The sequence below is a fragment of the Bacillus sp. BML-BC051 genome, assembly GCF_019656175.1.
Taxonomy (GTDB): domain Bacteria; phylum Bacillota; class Bacilli; order Bacillales; family Bacillaceae_G; genus Bacillus_A; species Bacillus_A mobilis.
On the sequence record NZ_BPLI01000049.1, the window covers coordinates 44,189 to 71,116 of the forward strand.

General features: G+C 34.4%; 28 protein-coding genes and 1 pseudogene. 22 read left to right on the forward strand and 7 right to left on the reverse strand.

Annotated features, from left to right (window positions below; genetic code table 11):
• The 3 genes from K5S59_RS19780 to K5S59_RS19790 all read left to right on the forward strand — a co-directional run bounded on the left by K5S59_RS19780 (position 1) and on the right by K5S59_RS19790 (position 1,817).
• On the forward strand, positions 1–219 hold the full coding sequence (locus tag K5S59_RS19780) for a hypothetical protein (RefSeq protein WP_097864335.1): 219 nt from the start codon (positions 1–3) through the stop codon (positions 217–219).
• 313 nt (positions 220–532) lie between these two features.
• Positions 533–733 carry a hypothetical protein gene (locus K5S59_RS19785; RefSeq protein ID WP_236078362.1) on the forward strand — a complete coding sequence of 67 codons (201 nt, stop codon included), beginning with the start codon at positions 533–535 and terminating at the stop codon, positions 731–733.
• A 748-nt stretch (positions 734–1,481) separates the two neighbouring features.
• On the forward strand, positions 1,482–1,817 hold the full coding sequence (locus tag K5S59_RS19790; RefSeq protein ID WP_098239531.1) for a YolD-like family protein: 336 nt from the start codon (positions 1,482–1,484) through the stop codon (positions 1,815–1,817).
• 215 nt (positions 1,818–2,032) lie between these two features.
• On the opposite strand, the gene gerPF is transcribed toward K5S59_RS19790, so the two are convergent.
• Positions 2,033–2,248 carry a spore germination protein GerPF gene (gene gerPF, locus K5S59_RS19795; RefSeq protein WP_001141565.1) on the reverse strand — a complete coding sequence of 72 codons (216 nt, stop codon included), beginning with the start codon at positions 2,246–2,248 and terminating at the stop codon, positions 2,033–2,035.
• Between the two features lie 209 nt (positions 2,249–2,457).
• Between gerPF and K5S59_RS19800 the strand changes: the two genes are divergently transcribed.
• From K5S59_RS19800 to K5S59_RS19820, 5 genes are all read left to right on the forward strand, one after another.
• Positions 2,458–2,793 (forward strand): hypothetical protein, encoded by a 336-nt coding sequence (locus K5S59_RS19800; RefSeq protein ID WP_001066873.1) that lies wholly within the window; start codon positions 2,458–2,460, stop codon positions 2,791–2,793.
• A 41-nt stretch (positions 2,794–2,834) separates the two neighbouring features.
• Positions 2,835–3,035 (forward strand): hypothetical protein, encoded by a 201-nt coding sequence (locus K5S59_RS19805; protein ID WP_087980346.1) that lies wholly within the window; start codon positions 2,835–2,837, stop codon positions 3,033–3,035.
• A 132-nt stretch (positions 3,036–3,167) separates the two neighbouring features.
• Positions 3,168–3,875: an SDR family oxidoreductase gene (locus K5S59_RS19810; RefSeq protein ID WP_120450113.1), complete on the forward strand. Its 708-nt coding sequence runs from the start codon at positions 3,168–3,170 to the stop codon at positions 3,873–3,875.
• A gap of 185 nt (positions 3,876–4,060) precedes the next feature.
• Positions 4,061–4,720: a DUF6944 family repetitive protein gene (locus K5S59_RS19815; RefSeq protein WP_097845148.1), complete on the forward strand. Its 660-nt coding sequence runs from the start codon at positions 4,061–4,063 to the stop codon at positions 4,718–4,720.
• A 187-nt stretch (positions 4,721–4,907) separates the two neighbouring features.
• Complete coding sequence (locus K5S59_RS19820; RefSeq protein ID WP_000990224.1) at positions 4,908–5,120, forward strand: YqaE/Pmp3 family membrane protein; 213 nt, start codon at positions 4,908–4,910, stop codon at positions 5,118–5,120.
• Between the two features lie 61 nt (positions 5,121–5,181).
• Here the strand turns inward: K5S59_RS19820 and K5S59_RS19825 are convergent, their stop codons facing one another.
• On the reverse strand, positions 5,182–5,391 hold the full coding sequence (locus K5S59_RS19825) for a KTSC domain-containing protein (protein ID WP_120450115.1): 210 nt from the start codon (positions 5,389–5,391) through the stop codon (positions 5,182–5,184).
• A 465-nt stretch (positions 5,392–5,856) separates the two neighbouring features.
• On the opposite strand from K5S59_RS19825, the gene K5S59_RS19830 reads away from it, so the two are divergent.
• Positions 5,857–8,346, forward strand: a complete 2,490-nt coding sequence (locus tag K5S59_RS19830; RefSeq protein WP_098259139.1) for a PBP1A family penicillin-binding protein — start codon at positions 5,857–5,859, stop codon at positions 8,344–8,346.
• Positions 8,347–8,416: 70 nt separating this feature from the next.
• On the opposite strand, the gene K5S59_RS19835 is transcribed toward K5S59_RS19830, so the two are convergent.
• Positions 8,417–8,698 carry a hypothetical protein gene (locus K5S59_RS19835; RefSeq protein ID WP_000270184.1) on the reverse strand — a complete coding sequence of 94 codons (282 nt, stop codon included), beginning with the start codon at positions 8,696–8,698 and terminating at the stop codon, positions 8,417–8,419.
• A 237-nt stretch (positions 8,699–8,935) separates the two neighbouring features.
• Between K5S59_RS19835 and K5S59_RS19840 the strand changes: the two genes are divergently transcribed.
• The 8 genes and pseudogenes from K5S59_RS19840 to K5S59_RS19870 all read left to right on the forward strand — a co-directional run bounded on the left by K5S59_RS19840 (position 8,936) and on the right by K5S59_RS19870 (position 18,677).
• Entirely contained in the window at positions 8,936–10,081 is a 1,146-nt protein-coding gene (locus K5S59_RS19840; protein WP_098259138.1) for an MFS transporter, read from the forward strand.
• A 71-nt stretch (positions 10,082–10,152) separates the two neighbouring features.
• Positions 10,153–10,327, forward strand: a pseudogene (locus tag K5S59_RS30245) (HesB/YadR/YfhF family protein); the annotation flags it as partial.
• A 396-nt stretch (positions 10,328–10,723) separates the two neighbouring features.
• Positions 10,724–11,845, forward strand: a complete 1,122-nt coding sequence (mmgD, locus tag K5S59_RS19845) for a citrate synthase (RefSeq protein WP_033656041.1) — start codon at positions 10,724–10,726, stop codon at positions 11,843–11,845.
• 98 nt (positions 11,846–11,943) lie between these two features.
• Positions 11,944–13,380 (forward strand): 2-methylcitrate dehydratase, encoded by a 1,437-nt coding sequence (gene prpD, locus K5S59_RS19850; protein WP_220784081.1) that lies wholly within the window; start codon positions 11,944–11,946, stop codon positions 13,378–13,380.
• Positions 13,381–13,398: 18 nt separating this feature from the next.
• Positions 13,399–14,307 carry a methylisocitrate lyase gene (gene prpB / locus K5S59_RS19855; RefSeq protein ID WP_098872181.1) on the forward strand — a complete coding sequence of 303 codons (909 nt, stop codon included), beginning with the start codon at positions 13,399–13,401 and terminating at the stop codon, positions 14,305–14,307.
• Positions 14,308–14,563: 256 nt separating this feature from the next.
• Positions 14,564–16,273, forward strand: a complete 1,710-nt coding sequence (locus tag K5S59_RS19860) for an acyl-CoA dehydrogenase family protein (RefSeq protein WP_120450117.1) — start codon at positions 14,564–14,566, stop codon at positions 16,271–16,273.
• 16 nt (positions 16,274–16,289) lie between these two features.
• On the forward strand, positions 16,290–17,180 hold the full coding sequence (locus K5S59_RS19865; RefSeq protein WP_000719432.1) for an NAD(P)-dependent oxidoreductase: 891 nt from the start codon (positions 16,290–16,292) through the stop codon (positions 17,178–17,180).
• A 36-nt stretch (positions 17,181–17,216) separates the two neighbouring features.
• The gene (locus K5S59_RS19870) at positions 17,217–18,677 is read left to right on the forward strand and encodes a CoA-acylating methylmalonate-semialdehyde dehydrogenase (protein ID WP_000633353.1); all 1,461 of its coding nucleotides are present in this window, start codon (positions 17,217–17,219) and stop codon (positions 18,675–18,677) included.
• Between the two features lie 70 nt (positions 18,678–18,747).
• Here K5S59_RS19870 and K5S59_RS19875 read toward each other — a convergent pair whose 3' ends face one another.
• Both K5S59_RS19875 and K5S59_RS19880 read right to left on the reverse strand, forming a co-directional pair.
• Entirely contained in the window at positions 18,748–19,380 is a 633-nt protein-coding gene (locus K5S59_RS19875) for a LysE family translocator (protein WP_097845140.1), read from the reverse strand.
• Between the two features lie 191 nt (positions 19,381–19,571).
• The gene (locus K5S59_RS19880; protein WP_000134918.1) at positions 19,572–20,627 is read right to left on the reverse strand and encodes an enoyl-CoA hydratase/isomerase family protein; all 1,056 of its coding nucleotides are present in this window, start codon (positions 20,625–20,627) and stop codon (positions 19,572–19,574) included.
• Positions 20,628–20,943: 316 nt separating this feature from the next.
• Between K5S59_RS19880 and K5S59_RS19885 the strand changes: the two genes are divergently transcribed.
• The 4 genes from K5S59_RS19885 to K5S59_RS19900 all read left to right on the forward strand — a co-directional run bounded on the left by K5S59_RS19885 (position 20,944) and on the right by K5S59_RS19900 (position 25,884).
• Positions 20,944–21,201, forward strand: coding sequence for a hypothetical protein (locus tag K5S59_RS19885; protein WP_001119406.1), 258 nt, complete (start codon positions 20,944–20,946; stop codon positions 21,199–21,201).
• A gap of 184 nt (positions 21,202–21,385) precedes the next feature.
• The gene (locus K5S59_RS19890) at positions 21,386–21,625 is read left to right on the forward strand and encodes a DUF2584 family protein (protein WP_000667352.1); all 240 of its coding nucleotides are present in this window, start codon (positions 21,386–21,388) and stop codon (positions 21,623–21,625) included.
• A 15-nt stretch (positions 21,626–21,640) separates the two neighbouring features.
• The gene (locus K5S59_RS19895) at positions 21,641–22,798 is read left to right on the forward strand and encodes an exonuclease SbcCD subunit D (RefSeq protein WP_000765127.1); all 1,158 of its coding nucleotides are present in this window, start codon (positions 21,641–21,643) and stop codon (positions 22,796–22,798) included.
• Positions 22,795–25,884 (forward strand): AAA family ATPase, encoded by a 3,090-nt coding sequence (locus K5S59_RS19900; RefSeq protein ID WP_120450119.1) that lies wholly within the window; start codon positions 22,795–22,797, stop codon positions 25,882–25,884. The genes K5S59_RS19895 and K5S59_RS19900 overlap by 4 nt, the downstream gene beginning before the upstream one ends.
• Before the next feature lie 106 nt (positions 25,885–25,990).
• On the opposite strand, the gene K5S59_RS19905 is transcribed toward K5S59_RS19900, so the two are convergent.
• Entirely contained in the window at positions 25,991–26,164 is a 174-nt protein-coding gene (locus K5S59_RS19905; protein WP_001142749.1) for a hypothetical protein, read from the reverse strand.
• A 330-nt stretch (positions 26,165–26,494) separates the two neighbouring features.
• On the opposite strand from K5S59_RS19905, the gene K5S59_RS19910 reads away from it, so the two are divergent.
• Positions 26,495–26,794, forward strand: a complete 300-nt coding sequence (locus K5S59_RS19910; protein WP_000214798.1) for an ArsR/SmtB family transcription factor — start codon at positions 26,495–26,497, stop codon at positions 26,792–26,794.
• A gap of 58 nt (positions 26,795–26,852) precedes the next feature.
• On the opposite strand, the gene K5S59_RS19915 is transcribed toward K5S59_RS19910, so the two are convergent.
• Positions 26,853–26,928 (reverse strand): DUF2187 family protein (locus tag K5S59_RS19915; protein ID WP_220784082.1); only part of this gene is annotated, 76 nt, incomplete at its 5' end.

Sequence of the window (26,928 nt, forward strand, 5' to 3'; positions counted from 1 at the left end):
ATGAAAGTGATTTTTCAAAGAGAAGGTGGAGGGAAGGTTTTTGAATCTTATGATGAAGATATAAGTAACTTATTATCTATTTTAAAGGAAACGAAAGGGATTAAGATTGGGATGGTTGAGTATGAAGTATTAAAGTACGAATTAGAGTATTTTCGTAACCCCAAAAAAGCAGAAACAGAGAGGGAGTTACATATAATAGTACAACCAAAATATATTTAATAATTAGGGGCAATTATTTATAAATAGTTTTATACAGTATGTACGAAAAGAGAGTGTTTACATTGCTCTCTTTTCATAGAATTTCATAAAGAACGAATTGTGGTCCGTTATAAATTCCCTAAATTTTGTGAGTTCGTTCTTTATAATATATGCTTTCATTTATAGTTGGTTAATAAACTTGAAAAATTAAAACTTTTTCGTTTAGGCAGGGATTTTATATTCGAGTAGATAAATATTCATATGAAGTATTTTGTATACGAATATTGGAGGAGTAAAAATGAGTTTAGCAAGTTATATAGGCTGTAATGTATAAATTCCGTTAACAGATCCAGATTCTAATGATGTAATTGTTTTTGGATCGTGTTTTTTAGATGAAAGTATGCTTGAAATTGTACAAGAGTTTCAATTCCAAACGAGTTACACGTATGAAGTTTCAACGAGTTGGGGCATTGAACTTTATGAGTGGCAAACTGAAAAGGATAAAGCTATTAGCTTTATCCTTTTCGGCAAATAGACTCCATCTAATTTGTGTTACGGGTGAAGCCCAACAATTCAGATGGAGATGAATTGCCGTCAAAAGGTAGGCTGAACACTTTTGTTTCGGTCATAACAAATTTCCCGGGGCTAATATTGGTTTCTTTTTGTCTTACGATATAATCTGCCCCTAGATAAGGAACGAGTGGGGGAATTAAAATTAAAAATAAATCATTTTAAAATTGATGAAATTTTGATTCTAGAAAGAACACTTGTCAGGATAGAAAAATAAATATAGAAATATACGTTATTAGAAAAAAGCGACTTCATTTTGTATGAAGTCGCTTTTTTTAGTAAATATGTGAACTTCCTATTAAATAGGAAGTGAAAAACTCATTTGATGAAGAAGAAAATCAATGATGGATAAATGTATAAGAAAATGATTTGAATTATATTTTGTTAAAAATATAATTATATCTCTTCTCAAAAGAATGTACGTTCGTGTATAATTAGAACGAGTGTTCTTTTGAGTGCAGATAGTATATGAATTAGAAATAAAGTGAAACATTAATTAGTGAGGTGCTTATCGTCTATTGATTAGTAACTTTCACCAATTCGACGTTTACGAGCGGTTGGTTTTTGACTTATATACCTTACATGTGCCGATTTTGAGGTGGGAGCTTTACTACCTGTTAATGCAGGGGAAATATGAGCCTAGCATTATGAAAGAATAATTGAGTAACAATACATGTGAAATAGAATGGATAAATGATCAAGGAGATAAAGAAATGAATGATGTAAAGGTGAAGAAAGCAGAAAGAGAATGGGTTCCATTTACAGTAATGTCGGAACAGTTATTAAGTATGCGAAAGATTGTTGGAGAGAAGTTTAAAGTACAAAAACCGCTCTTAACAAAAGAAGCAAAAGAGAGAATTTCTGATAAATTATTAACGTCATTATTGTCTGAGAAAGAAATATTGGTGACATATTTTGAAGATGGCTACATACTTACAAGCTATATGACAGTTGTGCATATAAACCCGCTAAAGCGCATTGTAATATGTACGGACGCATTTTATAAAACTTACGTATTTAATACTACAGATATTATTGAAATAACGTAAAGGAAGCTGAATTTTAAATTTTAGCTTTTTATTTTTGTTAGATGAGGAACAGAAAAAATGAAACGAAAAAGCAGCTAGCTTCATACTAGCTGCTAAGCCCCAGGGAAAGGGAGAAAAAGATAGGGTACTCCAAAAATCAATAATAGCTGTGTAACAGCCTGATTATAGTATAGACAAATTTATTATTCCTAAACAGTACGATGAAAAAAATAGGACTAAGCTGTACCTACTTGGTTTTGATCTGCAAGGTCAGAATCAAACGTATTAGTCGCGCTCACGCCATTAAAAGTATTAACAACAAAACCAACGTTTGAAGCACCAGATCCATTATAAGCCTTCGTATTTTCTTTCGGAGAAACGTTGTAGAAATCGCCTAAGTTAAATGAACCGTTACTATTTTGTACAACTAAATTCCCTACAACTGAGGGCATAGTTTTCACCCGCTTTACAATCATTTGTTAACATTACTATATGGCCTTATAGTCCAAATGGTTCATGTAACAAAAATTGTGGAATAGTAAAACGTTTGAAGTGTAGCTTAATCCTACAATAAAAGTATGTTAAAATTAATGTAAGGTCGATTAATTTTAAAAAACAATTGTATAATTAATATATGCGAAATCAAAGGAGGCAAAATGTAATGAATAATGTTATAAAAAAAGTAGATTTAACAGATGCAAAATCAAGTAATCTTGTTGCACTTATTTATAGCAATGAAGTTATTTTGGTTGAAGAAGCATTTTGTCCAAATGAAATAAAATTAAAGTTAAATGAAATTGCAATTTTATCGGCTATTAAAACAGCACATATAATGAAAGTAACCATCAGAAAAGAACTGGAAGCAATTTTTCATGACACTGGTGTCTTATTTGTGAAGCATAGTGTTGATTATGGTAACAGTCAATCTATCACTATGCATTTTGAACAATTCAAAAAGTTGCAAAATGAGATTGAGAATTTAAATAAAAGTATGTAATAAGAATAGATGAAGAAGCATTCATAGAGGTGAACTGTTCTATGTTGAAAAAATGGTTTGAAATTTTTGGGGATGAATCCCGCTGTAAACATAAATATAGTTTTATTAAGATGCAGGATAATGAAGATTTTAAAAATGGTAAGTTAGGTGTAGCTTATATGTATCGATGTGAGAAGTGCGGGAAAGAGAAGCTGAAATATAAAAGCAATAACGAAATAAATAATGATTTTTTTGATATATAAGCATGAGTAACTGTTACGGTTACTCTTTTTATTTACATAAAAACTCCTTCTAAAGTATGAAATGAGTTGATACTTTAGTAAATGGCTGAATGAAAAGGAAGAGTGTAAAATGTTGTAAAGGAGGAGAGATATTTGAAACGAAACGAAATTGGAAAAATTGTAATGATTACAGGAGTGACGCAAGGGTTAGGTCGTGCAATGGTTGATCGATTTCATGAATTGGGATGGACTATATATGGCTGTGGGCGTTCAAAAAATAAAATTGAAGAATTGAAAAAATATTACGGTAATATACATGATTTTCAAATAATTGATGTCTCAGACTCCCAGCAAGTAAGTAGTTGGGCAAATTATATACTGCATAGACATAGAGCACCTGATTTGTTAATAAATAATGCATCAATTGTTAATAAAAATGCGCCACTGTGGAAAGTAACAGCTCAAGAATTCGAAAATGTAATGAATGTAAACGTAAATGGTGTAGTAAATGTAATTAGGGCATTTGTCCCAGCGATGGTAGCTAGGAAAGAAGGTATGATTATTAATATGAGTTCTAGCTGGGGCCGGGAGGGAGAAGCTGAGCTGGCGCCATATTGTGCCTCAAAGTTTGCAATTGAAGGTATCACGAAATCTATGGCACTTGAATTGCCCTATGGCATGGCTGTTGTTGCTTTAGATCCAGGCGGGAGCATTAGCACTCCAATGCTGTATTCATGTGCGCCACAGTATGTAAATGAATCACCCACACCTGAAATGTGGTCACGTAATGCGATTAAATATATATTAAATATAACAGTAGATAAAAATGGAGCTTCATTGACATGCCCAGAATGTATGTAAATATACATTGAATTAGCATGTTTTCAGTGATACACACTTTGTATAAAAAAGTACCTTAAAGGTGCTTTTTGTATTTTTAACACATTATAGAATGCACAAAATTGCATGTAGAAAATAAATATGAGAAAGAGGATGCCATTTATGTATTTCGAAAGCAATAGAAAATTTCTAAATAGGTGATAAGAATGAATCCAAGCGGTTTAAAAGTGACGGGAGCATGGTTTCAAGTAGGAGGAAATCTTACAGCGGCTATTGGGACGACAAGAGGATTTATTGGAGAAGAGAAAGTTGAATCAGATCTTGTAATTGTAGGAAGCTCATTACAAGCCCTCGGGTATATATTACAAATTATAGCGAGTAATGATACCGAAGATGAAGGCGAAAGAGAAAATCAAAATATATGTTTGGAGATTAAAAGTGAAATGCTCGATAAAATGGGCATTGAGTTATTAGCGTTAGGGAATATATCAAATGTAATAGGAACATATTTTAATATAAATGAACAATTGAAAGAGAATGATTATCTCATTATTGTCGGGAACAGTTTACAATCGATAGGAGCTTTTTTAGGAGTAGAAGCAGCTTTGCTTCAGATGAAAGCGATACAAAGAATTATAATACTAGGCAATTCTCTGCAAAGTTTAGGTGCTGGACTTCAAGCATATCAAGGTATTATAAATATATCAAATAACGAAATTGAAAAGGAGGATAGTACGGTTGATAAGAAAAATGAGAGAATAATAGCACTCATTGGTGTTTGGATACAAGCGATAGGAACGGCTATTTCTGCGATTGGACTAACTTTAATAGAGAAAGAAGAAAGGTTAGAAAAAATAATCATATGAAATTGTTCATATAAAGGAGATGTGTAAAATTTCAATTTTACATAAATAGAAAAGTTGAAGTGATAGGTTTTTTGGTATTAGAATAGAATATATAGCAGTAAAAAAGATATTAGTAGTAAATAAAAATAATTGGTCCTATTAGCGTACGAAGAGAGATAAAAAATACAAAGCAAGGAGTTTTCAAGAGATGATGTATTTGTTGGCAATTCTTCTTCCGCCTGTAGCTGTATTATTTTGTGGAAAACCATTTCAAGCAATAATTAACTTCATATTAACATTAATTTTTTGGGTTCCAGGAGTTATCCATGCGATATTAGTTGTACATGATAAAAAAGCAGATCGACGATTAAAAAAACAAATTCAAGCATATGATGAAATGAATAAGAGAAATAGAAGATAGTTGAGTCGTGAAATGAAAAAGAAAGGGGGATTACCTCCTTTCTTTTTCATTTTGTTTAAGTTTAAATTTTCGTATAGCGGAAAGAATTTTTAATATAAGTATTGTGATAATTAGTTTTAGATTGTGCACTTAATAAACCGGTGTAAATATTTTCAGGCACGTTAAAGAAATCATACATTCCATTCTTTAATTGAATGCGTAAAATCATAGAAAAAGGATTATAGCCAACAGCAACTATATTTTTTGAACTCACGGGAGATAGCTTCATCATTACGCAACTCCTCACTTTTCATTTTTTATTATTTCTTTTAGATGTTGAGTTTGTGGTGTTGAAATCCTTATAATTAAAGAGGTATTATACTTATATGCAATATATTAAATGTTTGTTATACGTAATAATAAGGAAGTTCACACGAAGTACATATCGTTGTGCTATTTTTATTTCACCTTTGATTTATAAATAAGAAAATATTGACCATTTGAAAAAAAGGTATATTATTTATACGAGGTATAAAAATTCACTTTTTACATTCTATGCTTAAAGGGGCAGCATTATTAGGGTAAATAGAAGTGAAAATAGTTTGTATACGAAGAATTCTAAAAATTATAATCTGTGAATTAGGAAAATATTGAATGCTCCAGGTCAATATACTTTCTTAATTAACTTCAGTTTAGAAAGTGACCTCAATATTTTTAAGTAAATCAACGGGAGAATTGAAAGGCAGGAGAAAGTAACATGTCAGAAAATTATCGTTCTCGAGAGGAGCGACGACAAGTTAAAAAGAAAAAACAGCCAGCTTCTAAAACACAAAAACCAAAAGGGAAAACATCGTTCTTTCGTAAGTTTTTAATTACTTGTTTATTACTTGGTATTGTTGGTTTAGTGGCAGGGGTTGCTACCTTCTTCGTAATGATTAAGGATGCACCAAAACTTGAGAAAGCAAAACTTGTTAATCCGTTATCTTCAAAAATTTATGATAAAAATGGCGATTTGGTTTATGAATATGGGAAAGAAAAACGGACGAATGTTACGTATGATCAAATTCCTAAATTAGTAGAAAATGCATTTTTAGCAACAGAAGATGCACGTTTTTATGAGCATAGCGGAGTAGACTTCAAAGGTACTGCCCGTGCTGTGTTGGTGAGCCTTAAAGGAGATTACGGTTCACAGGGTGGAAGTACGATAACGCAGCAGGTTATTAAAAACTATTTCTTATCGATGGAAAAAACATCAAAACGTAAGGTTCAGGAAATATATTTAGCGTATAAGCTAGAACAACAGTATTCAAAACATGAAATTTTAGAAATGTATTTAAATAAAATTAATTTAGGAAACCGTTCATATGGAATCGCAACAGCAGCACAAAACTACTATGGTAAAGAATTAAAAGAGTTAACATTACCAGAAGTTGCGATGCTTGCAGGTTTACCGAAAGCACCGAATAACTATGATCCAACGAAAACGGACAATATTCAAAGAGCAACAGAAAGAAGAGATGTTGTACTAAAATTAATGAATCGACATGGTTATATTACAAAGGCAGAAATGGAAGAAGCTTCGAAAGTTAAAGTAACAGATGGACTTAAAACTGCAACTGTACAAGCAATGCCATATCCTGCATTTATGGATGCAGTTGTGAAAGAAGTAGAAAAAGAATTGCCAGATGCTAATATTGGTTCTGACGGTTTAGAAATTTATACAACTTTAGATAAAGATGCACAGAAAGCTGCTGATAGGATATTAGATGAAAATATTATTAATTATCCAAATGATAAATTCCAAGGTGCTTTCACATTTATGGATACGAAAACAGGTGAGGTTCGTGCTATAGGTAGTGGGCGCGGTGAAAATAAAGCAGTATTTAAAGGGCATAATATGGCAATTGAATTAGATCGTGCAGCTGGTTCGACGATGAAGCCAATCTTTGATTACGGTCCTGCAATTGAATACTTAAAATGGGCTACGTATCATCAAATCGATGATTCTCCATTTAAATATTCAACTGGACAAGAACTTCGAAATGCGGACAGAAGTCATTTAGGCCCAATTACTATGCGTGAAGCATTAAAAATGTCGCGTAACGTTCCAGCAGTTAAAACTGCAAAAGAAGTAGGACTTAATAAATCAAAGGAATTCTCTGAGAAATTAGGTATTACATTTAATAAACCGCTGGCAGAATCAACAGCTATAGGTACAAATGAAGTTTCACCAACTGAAATGGCGGGTGCTTATGCGACATTTGGTAATGGTGGAAAGTATGCAAAACCGCATTTTGTTAAGAAAGTAGTTTATCCAGACGGCAAGTCACAAAGTTTTGAGCAAAAACCAAAACAAGTTATAGCTGACTCTACAGCATATATGATTACTGATATGCTTCGTTCAGTAGTAACATCAGGTACTGGTACAGCAGCAAATATTAGTTCTTTAGATGTAGCTGGTAAAACAGGTACAACAAACTATGCTGCAAAACAATTAGCTCAATATAACATTCCAGAAAGTGCGACTCGTGATAGTTGGTTTGCAGGTTATACGCCGCAATATACGATGGCGGTATGGACTGGATATATGAAAGATGGTAAAGACGAGTATATTAGTAGTAAAAATACGAAAATTGCACAGTTAATCTTTAAAGAAATGATGAGTGAGTTTGCTACTGACAAATCACGCTTTAAAATGCCAAGTAGCGTTATTCAAGAAGGTAGTGAGCTACGTATAAAAGGTGAAAAACGTGATTCTTCACCAAATACGAGCGTACCGGATACAACGGAACAACCAAAACAAGATCAAAAGCAAAAAACTGAAGAAGAGAAAAACAAAGAAGAATTAAAGAAACAAGAAGAACAAAAGCAACAAGAGGAACTGAAGAAGCAAGAAGAACAAAAGAAACTAGAAGAGCAAAAGAAACAAGAAGAAGAAAAGAAACAAAATGAACAAAATAATGGAAATGGCCAAGGAACGACACCTCCAGTAAATAACGGAGGAGGCCAAGGAAATACAACACCACCAGCGAATAATGGAGGAGGCCAAGGAAATACGACACCTCCAGCGAATAACGGAGGAGGTCAAGGAAATACAACACCACCAGCGAATAATGGAGGAGGCCAAGGAAATACAACACCTCCAGCAAATAATGGAGGTGGTCAAGGAAATACAACTCCACCAGCGACCACACAACCAGATACTGGCGGGAATGCAGGAGAGGCCCCTGCTAATAATGGGCAGTAAGAAAAATTTATAAAAATATTAAAAAGCACTTAAGATTTGTATAGATTACATTCTTAAGTGCTTTTTTCGTTTAAATGTTAAAAGTACCATAGAAATTTTGGAAATAAATGGAAGGGAAATGATAAAAAACTTGAGCCTGAGGTAGTGGAGGATAACTTTGGCTTTGAAAGGTAGTACTACTTGGATGTGCGCCATGATGCCAAAATGAGGGAGTAACTTGACCTGGAATTTGATATTGTTGCCAAGTTGCAGGAAGTTCAATTCCTACATCGGAACTAGCTGTATGAACGGCTGGAACGTGTATCCCAGGAGTCGAAGGAACGACGACTGTCACTCTTGAAGATACCCACATAAAATAATCACTCCTAAGTTGTGATAATAAAGTAGTATATTCTTTTCACGCATATAAAGGTACATATAGATAGGACTTTAGGCTAATGTATACGTATAAAGTTGTAAGACCAATTTAAATTGGTAGTGGACCATTTATTATAAAAAGATACGTCTATTTACGGAGGGCAAAGAAATTAAGAAAATGTAAAATGGAGGTGTTAATTGCAAGAACATACGTGTTTATGGAGGAATTTTAATGGAACGATTATGGACGAAATCATTTATTCAAATGACTTTCGCAATGTTATTTTTATTTACAGGATTTTATTTACTAGTTCCAACGCTGCCGCTCTTTATTAAAGAGATAGGTGGCAACGAATCACAAGTTGGACTTATGATGGGGATGTTTACAATAGCAGCAGTTGTAATACGACCGATTATCGGAGGAATGTTAGATCAATATGGTAGAAGATCTTTTATTATTTTCGGACTCATCTTTTTTGGGATAACGATGTATTCTTATAATTTAGCGTCGACTATTGTCCTTTTAGCTGTTTTGCGGGTTATTCATGGGGTGACATGGGCTGTTTCTACAACAGCTGTTGGAACAGCGATAACTGATATTATTCCAGATTCCCGCCGTGGTGAAGGGATGGGGTGGTACGGGATGGCTATGACAATTGCAATGGCAATCGGCCCGATGATTGGATTATCGGTTGTACAACATTATTCATTTCACGGTCTATTCTTGTTAGCAACTCTTTTATCCTTTATGGCAGTCCTATTATCGTTCATGACGAAAATGCCATTCACACCACAAAAAGAAAAAGGGAAAATGCAGTTGTTTGAAAAATCGGTTCTATCAATTACGATTGTTGTTTTCTTTTTATCATTTGCATATGGAGGGATTACGTCATTTTTACCGCTATTTGCATCGTCAATTGATGTGAATCCTGGGACATTCTTTCTTGTATATGCAGTTGCTTTAACGATTGTACGACCAATTTCAGGAAAACTATTAGATAAGTACGGTGAAGTATTTATCATACTCCCGGCACTATGCATTACTATTATCGCAATAGTTGTATTAACACTTTCAAATAGTTTAATGGGTGTAATTATTGCTGCTGTATTATACGGTGTTGGGTTCGGTTCAGCGCAGCCGGCATTGCAAGCAGCGATGATTACAATTGTTGACCCGAGTAAAAGAGGAGTTGCTAACGCTTCGTTCTTTACCGCATTTGATCTAGGGATTGGACTTGGTGCGATTTTACTTGGAGTTGTTTCGCAAATGTTTGGTTACCGTATTTTATTTGCAGGTAGTGCAATTTCAGGATTACTTGCTTTAATTATTTTCGTCTTTTTTGTAAAACAGCGATTAGGTAAAAAAGAATTTGCGTAAACGGGAGTAACAAAGATGAAAATTTCAATTGAACGTAACGATTTGCGATGGTTAAAGGATAACATATTTATAGTTCAATTCAGCCTGACTATTCTTTAGGGATAGTTTCTGAGAAATCATATCAGTTGAGAAAGAAGACATTCTATTTTAGGGGATGTTTATAATCTTTAGTACTTTAAAAACTATCATTTAGTTGAATGTTACAATGAGGAAACGAAAGAAATTCAATTTAATTATGTAAAATAATAACTTTTTTAAAAATACATAAGTTTTATATAAGAATTATATTGATGAGATAGTGAAATAAATATCATGTAGAAACGAGTTGTATATGTATACAGCTCGTTTTTTTTATTTTCTTAAGAAAATAGGGTAAATGATATATTCTATGGGATTTTCTGAGTCATCCTTATATTTTGTTTTAATAAGACATGTAAAGAAGTCTGTCCTTTCTTTATAAAATATGAAAATTATTTTTGAAAAACTGTATTGTTACATCGGTAAAAGTATAGGAAACTTATCATTGCAAAATAAATTGAAATCTTCTAAAAACTCTGATACATTGAAATAGAAATGTAGTTTCACAGTATTGTAAAGGCTTACAGTTATGTGCACGAAGATCTATTAGGATTGGAGGAAATAATGATGAAAGCTGAAGAAAAATTTTCCCCGGGATTAGATGGTATAGTGGCAGCGGAGACGAAAATCTCGTTTCTTGACACAGTGAAAGGTGAAATTGTAATTCAAGGGTATGATTTAATCGAACTCTCAAAAACAAAAGAGTATTTAGACATTGTGCACCTTTTATTGGAAGAACATCTACCAAATGAGGATGAAAAAGCAAAACTTGAAAAGAAATTAAAAGAAGAATACGCGGTACCAGAAGGTGTATTCAACGTATTAAAGGCATTACCGAAAGAAACGCACCCGATGGATGGATTGCGTACAGGTGTGTCCGCATTAGCTGGTTACGATAATGATATCGAAAACCGCTCGTTAGAGGTAAACAAAAGCCGCGGGTACAAATTATTGAGTAAAGTACCAAACATTGTAGCGAATAGCTATCATATTTTAAATAATGAAGAGCCAATTCAGCCCCTTCAGGAATTAACATATAGCGCGAATTTCTTCTATATGTTAACAGGTAAAAAACCAACTGAACTTGAGGAGAAGATCTTTGATCGTTCCCTTGTTTTATATAGTGAACATGAAATGCCAAATTCTACATTTACAGCGCGCGTTATTGCATCAACGCAATCCGACTTATATGGTGCTTTAACAGGTGCAGTTGCCTCTTTAAAAGGTAGCTTACACGGCGGTGCAAACGAAGCCGTTATGTACATGCTTTTAGAAGCTGGTAATGTTGAGAAGTTTGAAGAATTGCTACAGAAGAAACTATATAACAAAGAAAAAATTATGGGCTTTGGACATCGTGTGTACATGAAGAAGATGGATCCAAGAGCACTGATGATGAAGGAAGCTTTAAAGCAGTTATGTGATGTAAAAGGTGATTATACACTATATGAAATGTGTGAAGCTGGAGAAAAGATTATGGAGAAGGAAAAAGGAATTTATCCAAACCTTGATTATTATGCAGCTCCAGTATATTGGATGCTTGGTATCCCAATTCAACTTTACACACCAATCTTCTTTAGCTCTAGAACAGTGGGCCTATGTGCGCACGTAATTGAGCAACATACGAACAATCGATTGTTCCGTCCACGTGTAAATTACATTGGCGAGCGACATGTACTTAGTAAATAAGAACAACTGGGGAGTTGTTTGCGCCGCCCGCCAGATGGGTGTTTGACCGACACCCATCATTAATAATAACGAATTTTCGACAGAAAGGGAAGAATAGCATGATTAAAACAAATGAAATTAAACAAAAAGATGCATTATTAGAAGAAATTGCGGATTATGTATTAAATAAAGAGGTAACTAGCGCAGAAGCATTCAGTACTGCTCGTTACGTATTACTTGATACGCTTGGATGTGGAATTTTAGCATTACAATATCCAGAATGTACGAAATTACTAGGACCAGTTGTACCAGGAACAATCGTGCCAAATGGTACACGTGTACCAGGGACGTCATATGTACTTGATCCAGTGAAAGGTGCATTTAATATCGGATGTATGATCCGTTGGTTAGACTATAACGATACTTGGCTTGCAGCAGAGTGGGGACATCCATCTGATAACTTAGGCGGAATTTTAGCAGTTGCAGATTATATTAGCCGTGTTCGTATCTCAGAAGGAAAAGAACCATTAAAAGTACGTGAAGTACTAGAAATGATGATTAAAGCACATGAAATTCAAGGTGTACTTGCTTTAGAAAACAGCTTAAACCGTGTTGGTCTTGACCACGTATTATATGTAAAAGTAGCAACAACTGCTGTAGTTGCAAAAATGCTTGGCGGAACACGTGAAGAAATCTTTAATGCATTATCACATGCATGGATTGATAATTCTAGTCTTCGTACATATCGTCATGCACCAAATACTGGCTCACGTAAATCATGGGCAGCAGGTGATGCAACAAGCCGCGGTGTTCATCTTGCGATGACTGCTCTAAAAGGTGAAATGGGTTATCCAACAGCTTTATCTGCACCAGGATGGGGATTCCAAGATGTATTATTTAATAAACAAGAATTAAAGTTAGCAAGACCATTAGAGTCATATGTAATGGAAAATGTATTATTTAAAGTTTCATATCCAGCAGAGTTCCATGCACAAACAGCGGCAGAGTGTGCTGTGAAATTACACCCAGAAATTAAAGAAAGATTAGAAGAAATTGATCGTATTACAATTACAACTCATGAGTCAGCAATCCGTATTATTGATAAAGAAGGTCCATTAAATAACCCAGCTGATCGCGATCATTGTTTACAATACATTACGGCAATTGGTTTATTAAAAGGAGATATCGTTGCGGATGATTATGAGGATGCAGTAGCAAATGATCCACGTGTAGATGAATTACGTAATAAGATGGTTGTTGTTGAAAACAAACAGTACAGTTTAGATTACCTTGACCCGAACAAGCGCTCAATCGCCAACGCTGTTCAAGCCCATTTCAAAGATGGCACTGTAACAGAAAACGTGGAATGTGAATATCCACTTGGTCACCGTTTCCGTAGAGACGAAGCAATTCCAAAAGTTGTTCAAAAATTCACTGCAAATATGGCAGGTCATTATTCTAGTAAGCAACAAGAACAAATTCATGAAGCTTGTTTAAATGAAGAGAAACTAGAAAATATGAATGTAAACGAATTTGTAGATCTATTCTTAATTTAATAATAGGGGGAATTTAGAATGGCTTGGGTTGTGAATAAACAGTCAACACAAGAGGAGCTTGCGAATCGCTTCCGAGCTTTAGTAGAAGCAAATGATATTTTGCAAATTCCTGGTGCTCATGACGCAATGGCAGCTTTAGTTGCGAGAAATACAGGCTTTTCAGCTCTTTATTTATCAGGAGCTGCTTATACTGCAAGTAAAGGACTACCCGATTTAGGAATCGTGACGTCTACTGAAGTAGCAGAGAGAGCAAGAGATCTAGTAAGAGCTACAGACTTACCAGTTCTTGTTGATATTGATACAGGATTTGGCGGTGTTCTCAACGTAGCGAGAACAGCGGTAGAAATGGTAGAAGCGAAAGTTGCAGCTGTTCAAATTGAAGATCAACAATTACCAAAGAAATGTGGGCATTTAAATGGTAAGAAACTCGTTACGACAGAAGAGTTAGTTCAAAAGATTAAAGCGATTAAAGAAGTTGTACCAAGCTTATATATTGTAGCGCGCACAGATGCTCGCGGTGTAGAAGGTTTAGATGAAGCGATAGATAGAGCGAACGCTTATGTAAAAGCAGGCGCAGATGCGATATTCCCTGAAGCGCTTCAATCAGAAGAAGAGTTCCGTCTATTTAATAGTAAAGTAAATGCACCTTTACTTGCGAATATGACTGAATTCGGCAAAACGCCGTATTATAGTGCAGAGGAATTTGCGAATATGGGCTTCCAAATGGTTATTTATCCTGTAACTTCACTTCGCGTTGCAGCGAAAGCATATGAGAATGTGTTTACTTTAATTAAGGAAACAGGTTCTCAAAAAGATGCACTTTCAAATATGCAAACGAGAAGTGAGTTATATGAAACAATTTCATATCATGACTTTGAAGAATTAGATACTGGAATTGCAAAAACAGTATTATCAGAGGATCAATAGATAAAGTGAAACTTTAATCAGTGGGGGGGTTCTTCATCCCCCCCTAACTTCTTTGCTTTCGCTGAATTTTGAGGCGGGGGTCTTACTGCCCATTAAAGCGGGATAAAACAACTAAGGCGATGAGAATACATCTTTGGCAAAACGGACTGCTTGATGTGAAAATTCATCGCCTTCTGTTTTCAAAAATAAGAAATTCCACTCATCGTAGACGAGCATACGTAGTAGTAAGTAAGGCCGAAATGATAGGGGGATTCAGATGGAGAAAACGAAGTTACCGTGGGATGAATTTTTTTCGCTTAATAAAGATGTGAATCATACTTTCTTTACGCCAGAAGATTTTTCTGGTGATGAAGATTTAATCGCAAAAACGACAGAACAATTCGTTAAGCAAGAAATTGTTCCACAAATGGAGAATATTGAACAACATAACTATAAAGTTTCTCGTCAATTATTTGAGAAAGCTGGAGAACTTGGATTATTAAGTATCGAGGTTCCAGAAGATTACGGTGGATTTGAGTTAGGAAAGGCAGTTTCAGGACTTGTAGCAGAAAAAATGGGATACGCTGGTGCATTTAGCGTTTCATTTAATATACACGCAGGTGTAGGTACATTGCCTTACATATATTACGGAACGAAAGAACAAAAAGAAAAATATTTGCCGAAAATTGCATCTGGAGAATGGATTGGGGCTTATGCTTTAACTGAGCCGAATGCTGGTTCTGATGCTTTAAGTGCAAAAACGAGTGCAGTATTAAATGAAGATGGTACAGCTTGGAAGTTAAATGGTGAGAAACAGTGGATTACAAATGCTCATATGGCAGATGTATACGTTGTTTTTGCGAAGACAAATAAAGGAATGACAGCGTTTATTGTCGAAAGAACATGTGAAGGCGTATCTATTGGACTAGAAGAAAAGAAAATGGGGATTAAAGGTTCTTCAACGGCTACCCTTATTTTAGAAGATGTTGTCATTCCTGCTGAAAATGTTTTAGGAGAAGTTGGGAAAGGGCATCACGTAGCTCTTAATATTCTAAACTTTGCTAGACTAAAGCTTGCTTTTGGAAATATTGGAACAGCAAAACAAGCAATTGGTTTGTCGGTTCAATATGGAAAAGAGAGAAAACAGTTCCAAACGGAGTTAGTAGATTTTACGATGATTCAAGAGAAAATTGCAAATATGATCATTGCTACATATGGTGCAGAAAGTGCAGCTTATCGTACAGCGGGTGTAATTGATGCAGCAATTCATGAGAGTGATGAAGATCTTATGAAGAAAATGTCTCAATTTGCAATTGAATGTGCACTTAATAAAGTAAATGCTTCTGAAACACTAGGTCATATCGTAGATGAAGCAGTACAAATTCATGGTGGATACGGTTATATGCAAGAGTACGAAGTAGAACGATTATATCGTGATGCTAGAATTAGTCGTATTTTTGAAGGAACGAACGAAATTAATAGATTAACAGTTGCCAAAATGTTAATGAATCAAATGGAACAAATTGAAGATACTGAAGTAGAGATTGATGTAGCAAATGTCGAAAGAAACCATCGTTACATTTTATTAGCGAAAAAATTGTTGAAACAATCTTTGAAAACGCTCTCTAAAACTCCAGGTTTAAAAATTGATCAAGAGCAAGAATTTTCACGTGTATTATCAAATATGTTAACGGACGTGTACGTCATGGAATCAGCATTTTTACGTACGAGTAAAGCCATTAGTAAAAATGGTGAAGAGAAAGAGCGTACGAAACAAATGATAACTGACGTTATTTGTGAAGAAGGCTATCGTAAAGTAGAAGAAGCGGCGATTTCTATACTTTCAGCGGCTGTTACAGAAGAACAAGATAGACATGTGATTTTAACTGAAATTCGTCAATTATTAGTGCCTTTATACACGAACGTATTTACAAAAAAGAGAGAGATTGCGAAAGCTATTATAAATCGCGGAAAGTATATTGTGTAAATAGGAGGAAAGCGATATGAAAAAGATTGGTTTTATCGGTTTAGGTAACATGGGTCTTCCAATGTCTAAAAATTTAGTTAAATCAAGTTACACAGTATACGGTGTGGATTTAAATAAAGAGGCTGAAGCTTCCTTTGAAAGTGAAGGAGGAATTATTGGCTTATCAATCTCAAAGCTAGCAGAAACATGCGATGTGATCTTTACAAGTTTACCTTCACCTCGCGCTGTTGAAGCGGTATATTTTGGGGAAGAAGGATTATTTGAAAATAGTCATTCGAATGTGGCTTTAATTGATACAAGTACTGTATCTCCACAGTTAAATAAACAGTTAGAAGAAGCTGCAAAAGAAAAGAAAGTAGACTTTTTAGCAGCACCTGTTAGTGGTGGGGTAATTGGCGCCGAAAATCGTACATTAACGTTTATGGTTGGTGGATCAAAAGAGGTATATGAGAAAACGGAATCTATCATGGGCGTACTAGGCGCGAACATTTTCCATGTTAGTGAGAAGATTGATAGTGGTACAACAGTTAAATTAATTAATAATCTATTAATTGGTTTTTATACAGCTGGTGTGAGTGAAGCTTTAACATTAGCGAAAAAGAACGATATGGATTTAGATAAAATGTTTGATATTTTAAATGTAAGTTACGGTCAAAGTAGAATTTATGAGCGCAATTATAACAGTTTTATTGCATCAGAAAACTACGAGCCAGGCTTTACTGTGAATTTATTAAAGAAAGATTTGGGATTTGCAGTAGATTTAGCGAAAGAAAGCGAACTTCACTTACCAGTAAGCGAAATGCTATTAAATGTATATGAAGAAGCAAGTGAAGCAGGGTATGGTGAAAACGATATGGCTGCTTTATATAAGAAAGTTAGTGAGCAATTAATTTCTAATCAAAAATAATAGACGTAAATACATCATAAAAAAGGAGAGAATATAATGATTACAACTGAAATTAAACGAGTAAAAAATCATATTAATGGTGAGTGGGTAGAATCTACTGGTACAGAAGTAGAAGCAGTTCCAAATCCGGCGACTGGAAAAATTATCGCTTACGTTCCGCTATCTCCGAAAGAAGATGTTGAAAAAGCTGTTGAAGCGGCAAAAGCAGCATACGAAACATGGTCTAAAGTGCCAGTTCCGAACCGTTCAAGACAATTGTATAAATATTTACAGCTTTTACAAGAAAACAAAGAAGAGCTTGCTAAAATCATTACGCTTGAAAATGGTAAAACATTAACAGATGCAACTGGTGAAGTACAGCGTGGTATTGAAGCAGTAGAACTTGCAACATCTGCACCAAATTTAATGATGGGACAAGCTCTACCGAATATTGCTAGCGGCATTGATGGATCGATTTGGCGCTATCCAATTGGAGTTGTTGCGGGTATTACACCGTTTAACTTCCCAATGATGATTCCATTATGGATGTTCCCACTTGCAATTGCTTGCGGTAATACATTCGTATTAAAAACATCTGAAAGAACGCCACTTTTAGCTGAGCGACTTGTAGAGTTATTCTATGAAGCTGGTTTCCCAAAAGGTGTATTAAATTTAGTACAAGGCGGAAAAGATGTTGTAAATAGCATTTTAGAAAATAAAGATATTCAAGCTGTTTCGTTCGTTGGATCTGAGCCAGTAGCTCGTTACGTTTATGAAACGGGTACGAAACACGGGAAACGTGTACAAGCGTTAGCTGGTGCAAAAAATCATGCGATTGTAATGCCAGATTGCAATCTTGAGAAAACAGTACAAGGTGTAATTGGTTCTGCATTCGCTAGTAGTGGAGAACGCTGCATGGCATGTTCAGTAGTAGCGGTAGTAGATGAAATTGCTGATGAATTCATCGACGTACTAGTAGCAGAGACGAAGAAGTTAAAAGTAGGTGATGGTTTCCACGAAGAAAATTATGTTGGACCATTAATTCGTGAATCTCATAAAGAGCGTGTACTAGGCTATATTAATAGCGGTGTAGCAGATGGAGCTACTTTATTAGTAGATGGCCGCAAAATTAAGGAAGAAGTTGGAGAAGGTTACTTTGTAGGTGCGACAATCTTTGATGGTGTAAATCAAGAAATGAAAATTTGGCAAGATGAAATTTTCGCTCCAGTATTAAGCATTGTAAGAGTTAAAGATTTAGAAGAAGGTATTAAACTAACAAATCAATCTAAATTTGCAAATGGTGCAGTTATTTATACGTCAAACGGTAAGCATGCACAAACGTTCCGTGATAATATCGATGCTGGTATGATCGGTGTAAACGTAAACGTTCCAGCACCAATGGCATTCTTCGCATTCGCAGGAAATAAAGCTTCATTCTTTGGTGATTTAGGTACAAATGGTACAGATGGTGTACAATTTTATACACGTAAAAAAGTTGTAACTGAGCGCTGGTTTTAATAAAGAGTAGACAGCCAAATCGATTATTAAATGAAAACCACCACTTAGAATAGTGGTGGTTTTCGTTTTGTTAATTATTTTTTTCAAAAGCTAGTTTAATACCAAAACCAATTAAGACGATTCCCGTTAACCCTTGAATATAACGTTGCGTCTTCGGTTTTTTCATAAAAGCACTAATTTTATCAATTAAAAATATATAAAAAGCGAACCAAATTACTGTTAAAACGAGGTAAGTAAGGCCCATGACGAGAAGTTGGATAAACGTATTATGATTTGGATTTAAAAATTGCGGTAAAAAGGTTAAAAAGAAGACTGCAACTTTCGGGTTTAATAAATTTGTAAGAAACCCTTGGCGAAAGCAAGAAGAGTGTTCGTCTTCATGATTTAAAGGTATATCGGCTGTATCAACACTTTCTTTATTTCTTACTGCTAAAAGGGCTTTAATACCAATATAAATTAAATATAGAGCTCCAACGTACTTGAAAATAGAAAATAAAAGAGCTGACTTTACAATAAGTGCGGATAGTCCGATTACTGCTGCTAACGTATGAATCAAAAGTGCAATACATGTGCCGAACACTGTCTTTACTCCACCCATCTTACCGGCAACTAATGTGTTTTTCGTGGCCATTGCAGTATCAGGACCAGGTAAAATAATAAGACAAATAGACATAATGATGAAGAGAAAAAAATTTTCAATCATAGTCGCTCCTCCTTTTTATTTTTAGAATATTTGATTAAAAATAGTGTAGCACATATTTCGATTTAATAAAATTAAATTTTATTAAAAAATATTAAATAGGAAAGAGGCTATACATCCGCGTAATTACACGAATATATAGCCTCAGGTTTATCCCGAATGAACGGATGATTGGTGAGGGGGTAAACCACCACTTATGCGTTTAGTAAGTTAAAGAACCGATTTACATCTTCTTCTGAAACATCACTTAACTGCTTATATTTATAATTCGGATTTTGATCTTTATCAACGACAACAGAGCGTACTCCTTCGAAGAAATCCGCATGTCTCATGAAATTTTTAGCAAGTACAAGGTCGGTAGCGAAACATTCTTCAACGGACTTATCTTGGCCATCGATAAACTGTTTTAATGTTACTTTTAATGAAATAGGGGATTTTGATAATAGCGTTTCTGTCGTTTTTATAGCAAAGGAACTTGGATCTTTCTCCAATGAATGGATGATCTCTTCAATTGTATCGAAAGCAAAGTGTGAATTCATTTCTTCTAATGAAGAAGCAAGTTCGCTTTCTAAGCTTGGAGCAGTTGCAAATGTACGAATGACTTCTTTTAAATTAGTATGTACATCATCTTCTTTATGCCAATTTACACTTTCAAGTTCAGTAAGGAAATTTGGTAATGAATCAGATGTCATAAAGTAATCAGCAGCGTTTATAAATAATACGTCTGAAGCTTTTAAAATAGATGCCGTTAAAGCAACATAGCGGCCAGAAAACCCTGGAGCTTTATTTAAGAAATAAGCAGCACCGACGTCTGGGAAGAAGCCGATATTCATCTCTGGCATTGCCCATTTCGTACGCTCAGTTACAATTCGATATTTCGCACCATTTGTAAGACCGACACCTCCGCCCATTACAATTCCATCTAAACAAGCGATGATTGGTTTTTTATATTGATAAATATATGTATCAATTTCATACTCTTCTTCAAAAAAACGTTCCGCATGCTGTAATGCAGTTTCATTGGAACGTGCTTCATAAAGAGTTTTAATGTCGCCGCCTGCACAAAAACCTTTTGTGCCAGCTCCTTTTAATACGATAAGCGCAATTCGCTCGTCATTTTCCCATTCTTTCAGTTTTTGCCCAATTGGTTGTAACATGTCATAAGATAAAGAATTAAGTGCTTTTGGGCGGTTTAAAGTAATTGATGCAACTCCGTTTTCACTAACAGAAAATAAAACGTGTTCAGTCATAATTCATCCTCCCTTACATATCTTCTTATTCTTAATTCTTGATACGTACTGAAATGTCCTTTATAAACTTTGTCTAAAGTTAGCGATATATGTTAATTTGCCCAATGCATATTTTGACGAGCTATATTTGCAGGATTTTGGAGGTTGAAAATGAATATTACAACATTACTGTAATTGTAATTATTTGAAGTTATCATGATAAACACGCTATTATATAGGTGTAAATTGTACATAGTCATCTGAAAAAGGGTATTTGAAATGATTATGATAAAAGAAATATTGCTTTTCATTAGAAAAAGAGAAAGGAGAAATCGGAATGCCAGGACCTTTACTGTTGTCGGTGATTATTTTGTCTTCTTTAATGATAGGGATAACTCAGTTTTTTCATCATACAGATACGACAGAGGAAGTGAAGGATAAAGTACGTCTCGTATTTCCGATTTTTATCATATCTATTTCTTTTTGTATTTTATTAAATAAGGATGGGTACATTGTTGCTGTATTTTCATTTTTTGTAGCGATCGTTTTAATTACAGTTTTATATTATGTAATGAAAGATTTTATACAAAAATAAAGATGTCACATGAGGCATTTTTATTTTTGTATAAAATAAAATTTCACATACCGTATTATATGTAAAAAATAAAAAACATATAGCGATAGAAAAGTATATACTTTGCCGTGTATTTACTTGTCAATCTTGCATAGCCAATATACTATTAATAGTGTAGAGATTAGAAAAAGGGGTTGTATCTATCATGAAATTTGAGATGCACACAAAAATTATTTCAAATGAAAAAGAAGTAAGGTTACATATAGAAGAAAACGTATTTCAATTAAAATTGGATGGTTATCACTTATTTACAGTTCAAGAAATATTACCTTTATATAAATCAAATGAAGAAAGAATTGGTAGTGCAATGATACAAAAGTTAGAGTGGGAGAACGGAAAAACTACTATAAACTATCAACTCGTATCACTAAAATCAGTAAATTAAAAGGAGCAGGACAATATGAAGTTATTTCATACAGCGGATTGGCATTTAGGAAAGCTTGTTCATGGCGTGTATATGACTGAAGATCAAAAAATTGTATTAGATCAGTTTGTACAAGCTGTTGAAGAAGAAAAACCAGATGCCGTAATTATTGCAGGCGATTTATACGACCGAGCAATTCCACCAACAGAAGCAGTAGACTTATTAAATGATGTGTTACAAAAAATAGTGATTGATTTACAAACGCCAGTTATTGCGGTTGCAGGTAACCATGATAGTCCTGATCGTATTCATTTTGGTAGTAGTTTAATGAAGAAACAAGGGTTATTTATTGTGGGACAATTTCAATTTCCATATGATCCAATTATATTAAATGATGAACATGGTGAGGTTCACTTCCATCTCGTTCCATATGCTGATCCAAGCATAGTTAGACATGTATTGAAAAATGAAGACGTACGTTCACACGATGATGCGATGCGTATTTTTATGAATGAGCTTTCTGAAACGATGAATATAGAAGCTAGACATGTATTTGTAGGTCATGCATTTGTAACTTCTGCGGGAGAAGCAGAGGAGAATACAAGTGATGCAGAACGACCACTTTCAATTGGTGGTGCTGAATACGTAAATAGTCATTATTTTGATAAGTTTCATTACACAGCGCTTGGACATTTACATCAAGCGCATTTCGTACGTAATGAGACAATTCGATATTCAGGTTCGCCACTTGCATATTCTATTTCTGAAGAAAAACATAAAAAAGGATATTATATTGTAGAACTAGACGAGCAAGGTGAAGTAACAATTGAAAAAAGGTTACTTACACCACGCCGTAAAATGCGAACAGTAGAAGCAAAAATAGATGAATTATTACAACATCCAATAAGTGAAGATTACGTGTTTGTAAAATTATTAGATGAAAATCCTGTCTTGCAGCCAATGGAAAAAATACGCTCTGTATATCCAAATGCAATGCATGTTGAAAGATCTATTCAAAGACGAGAGTTCACAGAGTCAAATGAAGTAACAGTTTCAAGACATAAAACGGATGATTTATCGCTATTAAAGGCTTTTTATAAAGAAATGAAAGGCTTAGATTTATCAGAAGAGAAAGAACGTCTATTTGTAGAGGTACTACAAACAGTGCAAGAACGGGAAGGTGAACGAGGATGAGACCGATTCAGCTTATTATGACAGCATTTGGACCGTATAAACAGAAAGAAGTAATCAATTTTAACGATCTTGGAGATCATCGTATTTTCGCCATTTCTGGGAATACAGGAGCTGGAAAGACAACGATTTTTGATGCGATTTGTTATGTGTTATATGGTGAGGCAAGCGGAGAAGAACGTAGTGATACGAGCATGCTGCGCAGTCAATTTGCTGATGATAATATGTATACTAGTGTAGAACTAACCTTTCAGCTAAAAGGGAAACGTTTTGAAATAAAACGACAACTTGGACATAAAAAACAAGGGAACAAGACGATTACAGGACATGCAGTAGAATTATATGAAGTGATTGGTGAAGAGAAGGTTCCAGCTGTTGATCGTTTTCATGTAACGGATGTAAATAAAAAAGTGGAAGATTTAATTGGTTTAAGTAAACATCAATTTAGCCAAATTGTTATGTTACCGCAAGGGGAATTCCGAAAACTATTAACATCTGAGACAGAAAACAAAGAAGAAATTTTGCGTCGTATTTTCAAAACAGATCGTTATAAGTTAATGCGTGAGTTACTTGATCAAAAACGAAAACAATGGAAAGACGTCTTACAAGAAAAACAGAAAGAGCGAGAGTTATACTTCCGTAATGTTTTTAAATTACCAATCCGAGATGGATCATTATTAGAGACATTAGTGGAACAAGAACATGTAAATACGCATCAAGTAGTAGAAGCATTAGAACAAGAAACAGATGTGTATAAGGCAGAAGTTGAGCAATTACAAGTAGAACAAGAAGTTCAAACGAAGCAATTAAAAGATGCTGAAACACGTTTTCATGCAGCGAAATCTGTAAATGAGAAATTTATAGATTTACAACAAAAGAATGAGAAATATAATACTTTACAAGAAAACCGTACAGTTATTGAAATGAAAGAAACATCTTTTAAACGTGCGGAAGAAGCGAAGCGCTTATTACCATTTGAACAATGGTACGAAGAAGCAATACAAAATGAGCAGAAGGCTGAAAATTTGTTAAAACAGATAATCGCCAAAAAAGAAAATATAACGAATAACTTTGAACTAGCTCAGGAGAAATATGAAGCAATAAAGAATAAAGAACCTGAGAGAGAAGATGCAAAAAAACTTGTTCAAAGATTAGAAGAGTTACAACCGATTATTGCATCATTAGCTGAGAAGCAGTTGAATTTACAAAATGCAGAAATTCAAGTTGGGAAATTAAAAGAAGGTATGCACAACTTAGAGCGACAATTAGACGAGCATACAAATCAAAAACAGCTAATGTCTGATGAATTGCAGCAATTAGAACGAGCACTTGAGCAATATGTCGATAAAGTAGAAGAACTAACGAATATGCGAGAAGATGCAAAAGTTTTAAAGCAAGCATATGATGTTTGGCAAGAAAAACAAAAATTCGAGCAAGAAAAAGAAGCGGCATATAATAAGATGCAAATGGCAGTGAACGCACATGAAAATATGGAACGCCGCTGGTTAAGTGAACAAGCTGGAATATTAGCTCTTCATCTACATGATGGTGAATCTTGTCCAGTATGTGGTAGTACGGACCATCCGAAAAAGGCTACAGAGCAAAGTAATGCGATCGATGAAAAAGAGTTAAATGATTTAAGAGACAAGAAGAATGTTGCTGAAAAATTACATGTTCAATTAGAGGAGAAATGGAATTTCTATCATCTTCAATATAAACAGGTAATAGAAGAGGTTAAGGAGCGAGGCTATGGCACGGAAGAATTAGCTGAAACATATAGTGCGCTTGTTCAAAAGGGAAAACAATTAGTAACTGAAGTCAATACGTTAAAAGCAAGCGAAGAAACGCGTAAGCAAACTGCTGTGAATATAAAAAGCGTAGAAGAAAAAGTGGATGCACTTCAGAAGCAACAGCGTGAGGTAGAAACAGAGCAGCACCGTATAGAAATGGAGTGTATGCAGCTTCGTACGTCATATGAACATGATAAGAAAAATATTCCTGAAAACTTACAAACAGTCCAAGCTTGGAAAGTCCAGTTTGACCAAGCTATGCATCAACTCAAATTAATGGAGGACGAATGGAAGAAAGTGCAGGAAGCGTATCAACATTGGCAAAATGAAAATATACGAATTCAAGCAGAACAGGAAAGTGCTTCTAATCAATTTGAAAGTACAAAATTGAAGAAAGAAGAGACTTTCGCTCGCTTTATGAAAGAGCTTGAGCAGAGCGGATTTACAGATCAATCTACGTATAAAGAAGCTAAATTAAATGATGCCGAGATGGAGATGTTACAAAAAGAAATTCAAAGCTATTATTCATCTCTTGAAGTACTTGCAAAACAAATTGAAGAGTTACATGCTGAATTAAAAGATAAAGAGTATATGGATATTACAGCGTTAGATGAACACATAACAGAATTACAAATTAATCTCGATATCATTAAAGAAAAACGTCAACGTGCGCAAAATGCGGTAACATATATTTTTGATTTACATGAAAATATTAGACGTATTGATGAGCAAATTCATGAGGAAGAAAAAGCGTTCCAAGAACTTGTTGATTTATATGAAGTAATGAAAGGTGATAACGAAAGCCGTATATCATTTGAACGTTACATCTTAATTGAGTATTTAGAACAAATTGTTCAAATTGCAAACGAACGATTACGTAAATTATCAAATGGACAATTTTATTTAAAACGAAGTGAACGAGTTGAAAAGAGAAATCGTCAAAGTGGCTTAGGATTAGATGTATACGACGCATATACTGGCCAAACACGCGATGTAAAAACATTATCTGGCGGTGAGAAATTTAATGCATCGCTTTGCTTAGCGCTCGGAATGGCAGACGTCATTCAAGCATATGAAGGCGGTATTTCCATCGAAACGATGTTTATCGACGAAGGATTCGGTTCATTAGATGAGGAGTCATTAACAAAAGCGGTTGACGCCTTAATTGACTTACAAAAATCAGGCCGATTTATCGGTGTTATTTCACACGTTCAAGAGCTGAAAAACGCAATGCCAGCTGTATTAGAAGTAACGAAGCAGAAGGATGGGTGTAGTCAGACGAGGTTTGTGGTGAAGTAAGTTCAATTATAATTCATACTTTAAGTATTCTTTGCGAGTTTCTAGTATAGAACTTATGATAAAACAAATGCCATCTCTTTATTGAGGTGGCATTTGTTTGTTATTCTTAGGAGTTATCTGGAGAAGGCGGTGTATTTTCCAAACGATTATAAGCTTTAAAGGCCGAAATTGCCGATATAACACCACCTACTAAAAATAAAGCTGATCCACTGACCAATATGATACGACTGACATATGTTTCGCGAGCTTCTTCAACTTCTTCTTGTAACATTGTTGGCATTTGTACTCCTCCCAAACAACATTTGTTTTGTAGATAGTATATACAAATGCCTAAAATATGTTAAAATCACTGGATAGTGTTAGGAGAAAGTATATAGTTAGATGTGAATTATTTGAAAAATCTTCATTATAAATTTATGCTAACTTCACATAGAGCACATATTAACATTGTATTATGTATATGTACCAAATAAATAAAGTGAATTGTATTTCATTCTGTTTTTAAAAATTTAAAATTCTATTATTTTTATATAAAGGTTTCACATCGGAGTTTTAAATATTTTGGAAATAGATCTAAATAAGAAAAATTCACATAAAAGGGGAATGTCTTATGACAACATATACGAGTGAAATGAGAAAAAGTTTAGTTTCAGAAGAAGATGTAGATATTTTAAAAATTATGGCTCACCCAATCCGATTACAAATTGTAAATGAATTAAGTACGAGAAAAACTTGTAATGTAACGCAATTAACAGAATTATTAAACATTCCACAATCGACGGTTTCACAACATTTATCAAAAATGAAGGGTAAAGTGTTACGAGCTGAAAGAAGAGGGTTAGAAATTTATTATCACATTAATAATTTAAAAGCGAGTAAGATTGTAAGTGTTTTAGGATATATAAACTAATGAAGTATTTTCATATAAAATAGCCGCTGCTGGTAAGCAGGGGCTATTTTGTGTTGTTTTATGTATTCGCATTTAAAATTTTATAGTTTTTATGATTTACAATTGTTCGATCAAATTCAAAAGTACCACCGCTT

Bases quoted from the DNA above. Each gene is read 5' to 3' on its own strand.
- K5S59_RS19790 (WP_098239531.1), top strand. From the start codon at position 1,482: ATGAATGATGTAAAGGTGAAGAAAGCAGAAAGAGAATGGGTTCCATTT.
- K5S59_RS19910 (WP_000214798.1), top strand. From the start codon at position 26,495: ATGACAACATATACGAGTGAAATGAGAAAAAGTTTAGTTTCAGAAGAA.
- K5S59_RS19780 (WP_097864335.1), top strand. From the start codon at position 1: ATGAAAGTGATTTTTCAAAGAGAAGGTGGAGGGAAGGTTTTTGAATCT.
- mmgD (WP_033656041.1), top strand. From the start codon at position 10,724: ATGATGAAAGCTGAAGAAAAATTTTCCCCGGGATTAGATGGTATAGTG.
- K5S59_RS19835 (WP_000270184.1), bottom strand. From the start codon at position 8,698: ATGTGGGTATCTTCAAGAGTGACAGTCGTCGTTCCTTCGACTCCTGGG.
- K5S59_RS19815 (WP_097845148.1), top strand. From the start codon at position 4,061: ATGAATCCAAGCGGTTTAAAAGTGACGGGAGCATGGTTTCAAGTAGGA.
- gerPF (WP_001141565.1), bottom strand. From the start codon at position 2,248: ATGCCCTCAGTTGTAGGGAATTTAGTTGTACAAAATAGTAACGGTTCA.
- K5S59_RS19805 (WP_087980346.1), top strand. From the start codon at position 2,835: ATGTTGAAAAAATGGTTTGAAATTTTTGGGGATGAATCCCGCTGTAAA.
- K5S59_RS19825 (WP_120450115.1), bottom strand. From the start codon at position 5,391: ATGATGAAGCTATCTCCCGTGAGTTCAAAAAATATAGTTGCTGTTGGC.
- K5S59_RS19860 (WP_120450117.1), top strand. From the start codon at position 14,564: ATGGAGAAAACGAAGTTACCGTGGGATGAATTTTTTTCGCTTAATAAA.
- K5S59_RS19885 (WP_001119406.1), top strand. From the start codon at position 20,944: ATGCCAGGACCTTTACTGTTGTCGGTGATTATTTTGTCTTCTTTAATG.
- K5S59_RS19875 (WP_097845140.1), bottom strand. From the start codon at position 19,380: ATGATTGAAAATTTTTTTCTCTTCATCATTATGTCTATTTGTCTTATT.
- K5S59_RS19900 (WP_120450119.1), top strand. From the start codon at position 22,795: ATGAGACCGATTCAGCTTATTATGACAGCATTTGGACCGTATAAACAG.
- K5S59_RS19865 (WP_000719432.1), top strand. From the start codon at position 16,290: ATGAAAAAGATTGGTTTTATCGGTTTAGGTAACATGGGTCTTCCAATG.
- K5S59_RS19820 (WP_000990224.1), top strand. From the start codon at position 4,908: ATGATGTATTTGTTGGCAATTCTTCTTCCGCCTGTAGCTGTATTATTT.
- prpD (WP_220784081.1), top strand. From the start codon at position 11,944: ATGATTAAAACAAATGAAATTAAACAAAAAGATGCATTATTAGAAGAA.
- K5S59_RS19830 (WP_098259139.1), top strand. From the start codon at position 5,857: ATGTCAGAAAATTATCGTTCTCGAGAGGAGCGACGACAAGTTAAAAAG.
- K5S59_RS19905 (WP_001142749.1), bottom strand. From the start codon at position 26,164: ATGCCAACAATGTTACAAGAAGAAGTTGAAGAAGCTCGCGAAACATAT.
- K5S59_RS19880 (WP_000134918.1), bottom strand. From the start codon at position 20,627: ATGACTGAACACGTTTTATTTTCTGTTAGTGAAAACGGAGTTGCATCA.
- K5S59_RS19800 (WP_001066873.1), top strand. From the start codon at position 2,458: ATGAATAATGTTATAAAAAAAGTAGATTTAACAGATGCAAAATCAAGT.
- K5S59_RS19890 (WP_000667352.1), top strand. From the start codon at position 21,386: ATGAAATTTGAGATGCACACAAAAATTATTTCAAATGAAAAAGAAGTA.
- prpB (WP_098872181.1), top strand. From the start codon at position 13,399: ATGGCTTGGGTTGTGAATAAACAGTCAACACAAGAGGAGCTTGCGAAT.
- K5S59_RS19895 (WP_000765127.1), top strand. From the start codon at position 21,641: ATGAAGTTATTTCATACAGCGGATTGGCATTTAGGAAAGCTTGTTCAT.
- K5S59_RS19840 (WP_098259138.1), top strand. From the start codon at position 8,936: ATGGAACGATTATGGACGAAATCATTTATTCAAATGACTTTCGCAATG.
- K5S59_RS19870 (WP_000633353.1), top strand. From the start codon at position 17,217: ATGATTACAACTGAAATTAAACGAGTAAAAAATCATATTAATGGTGAG.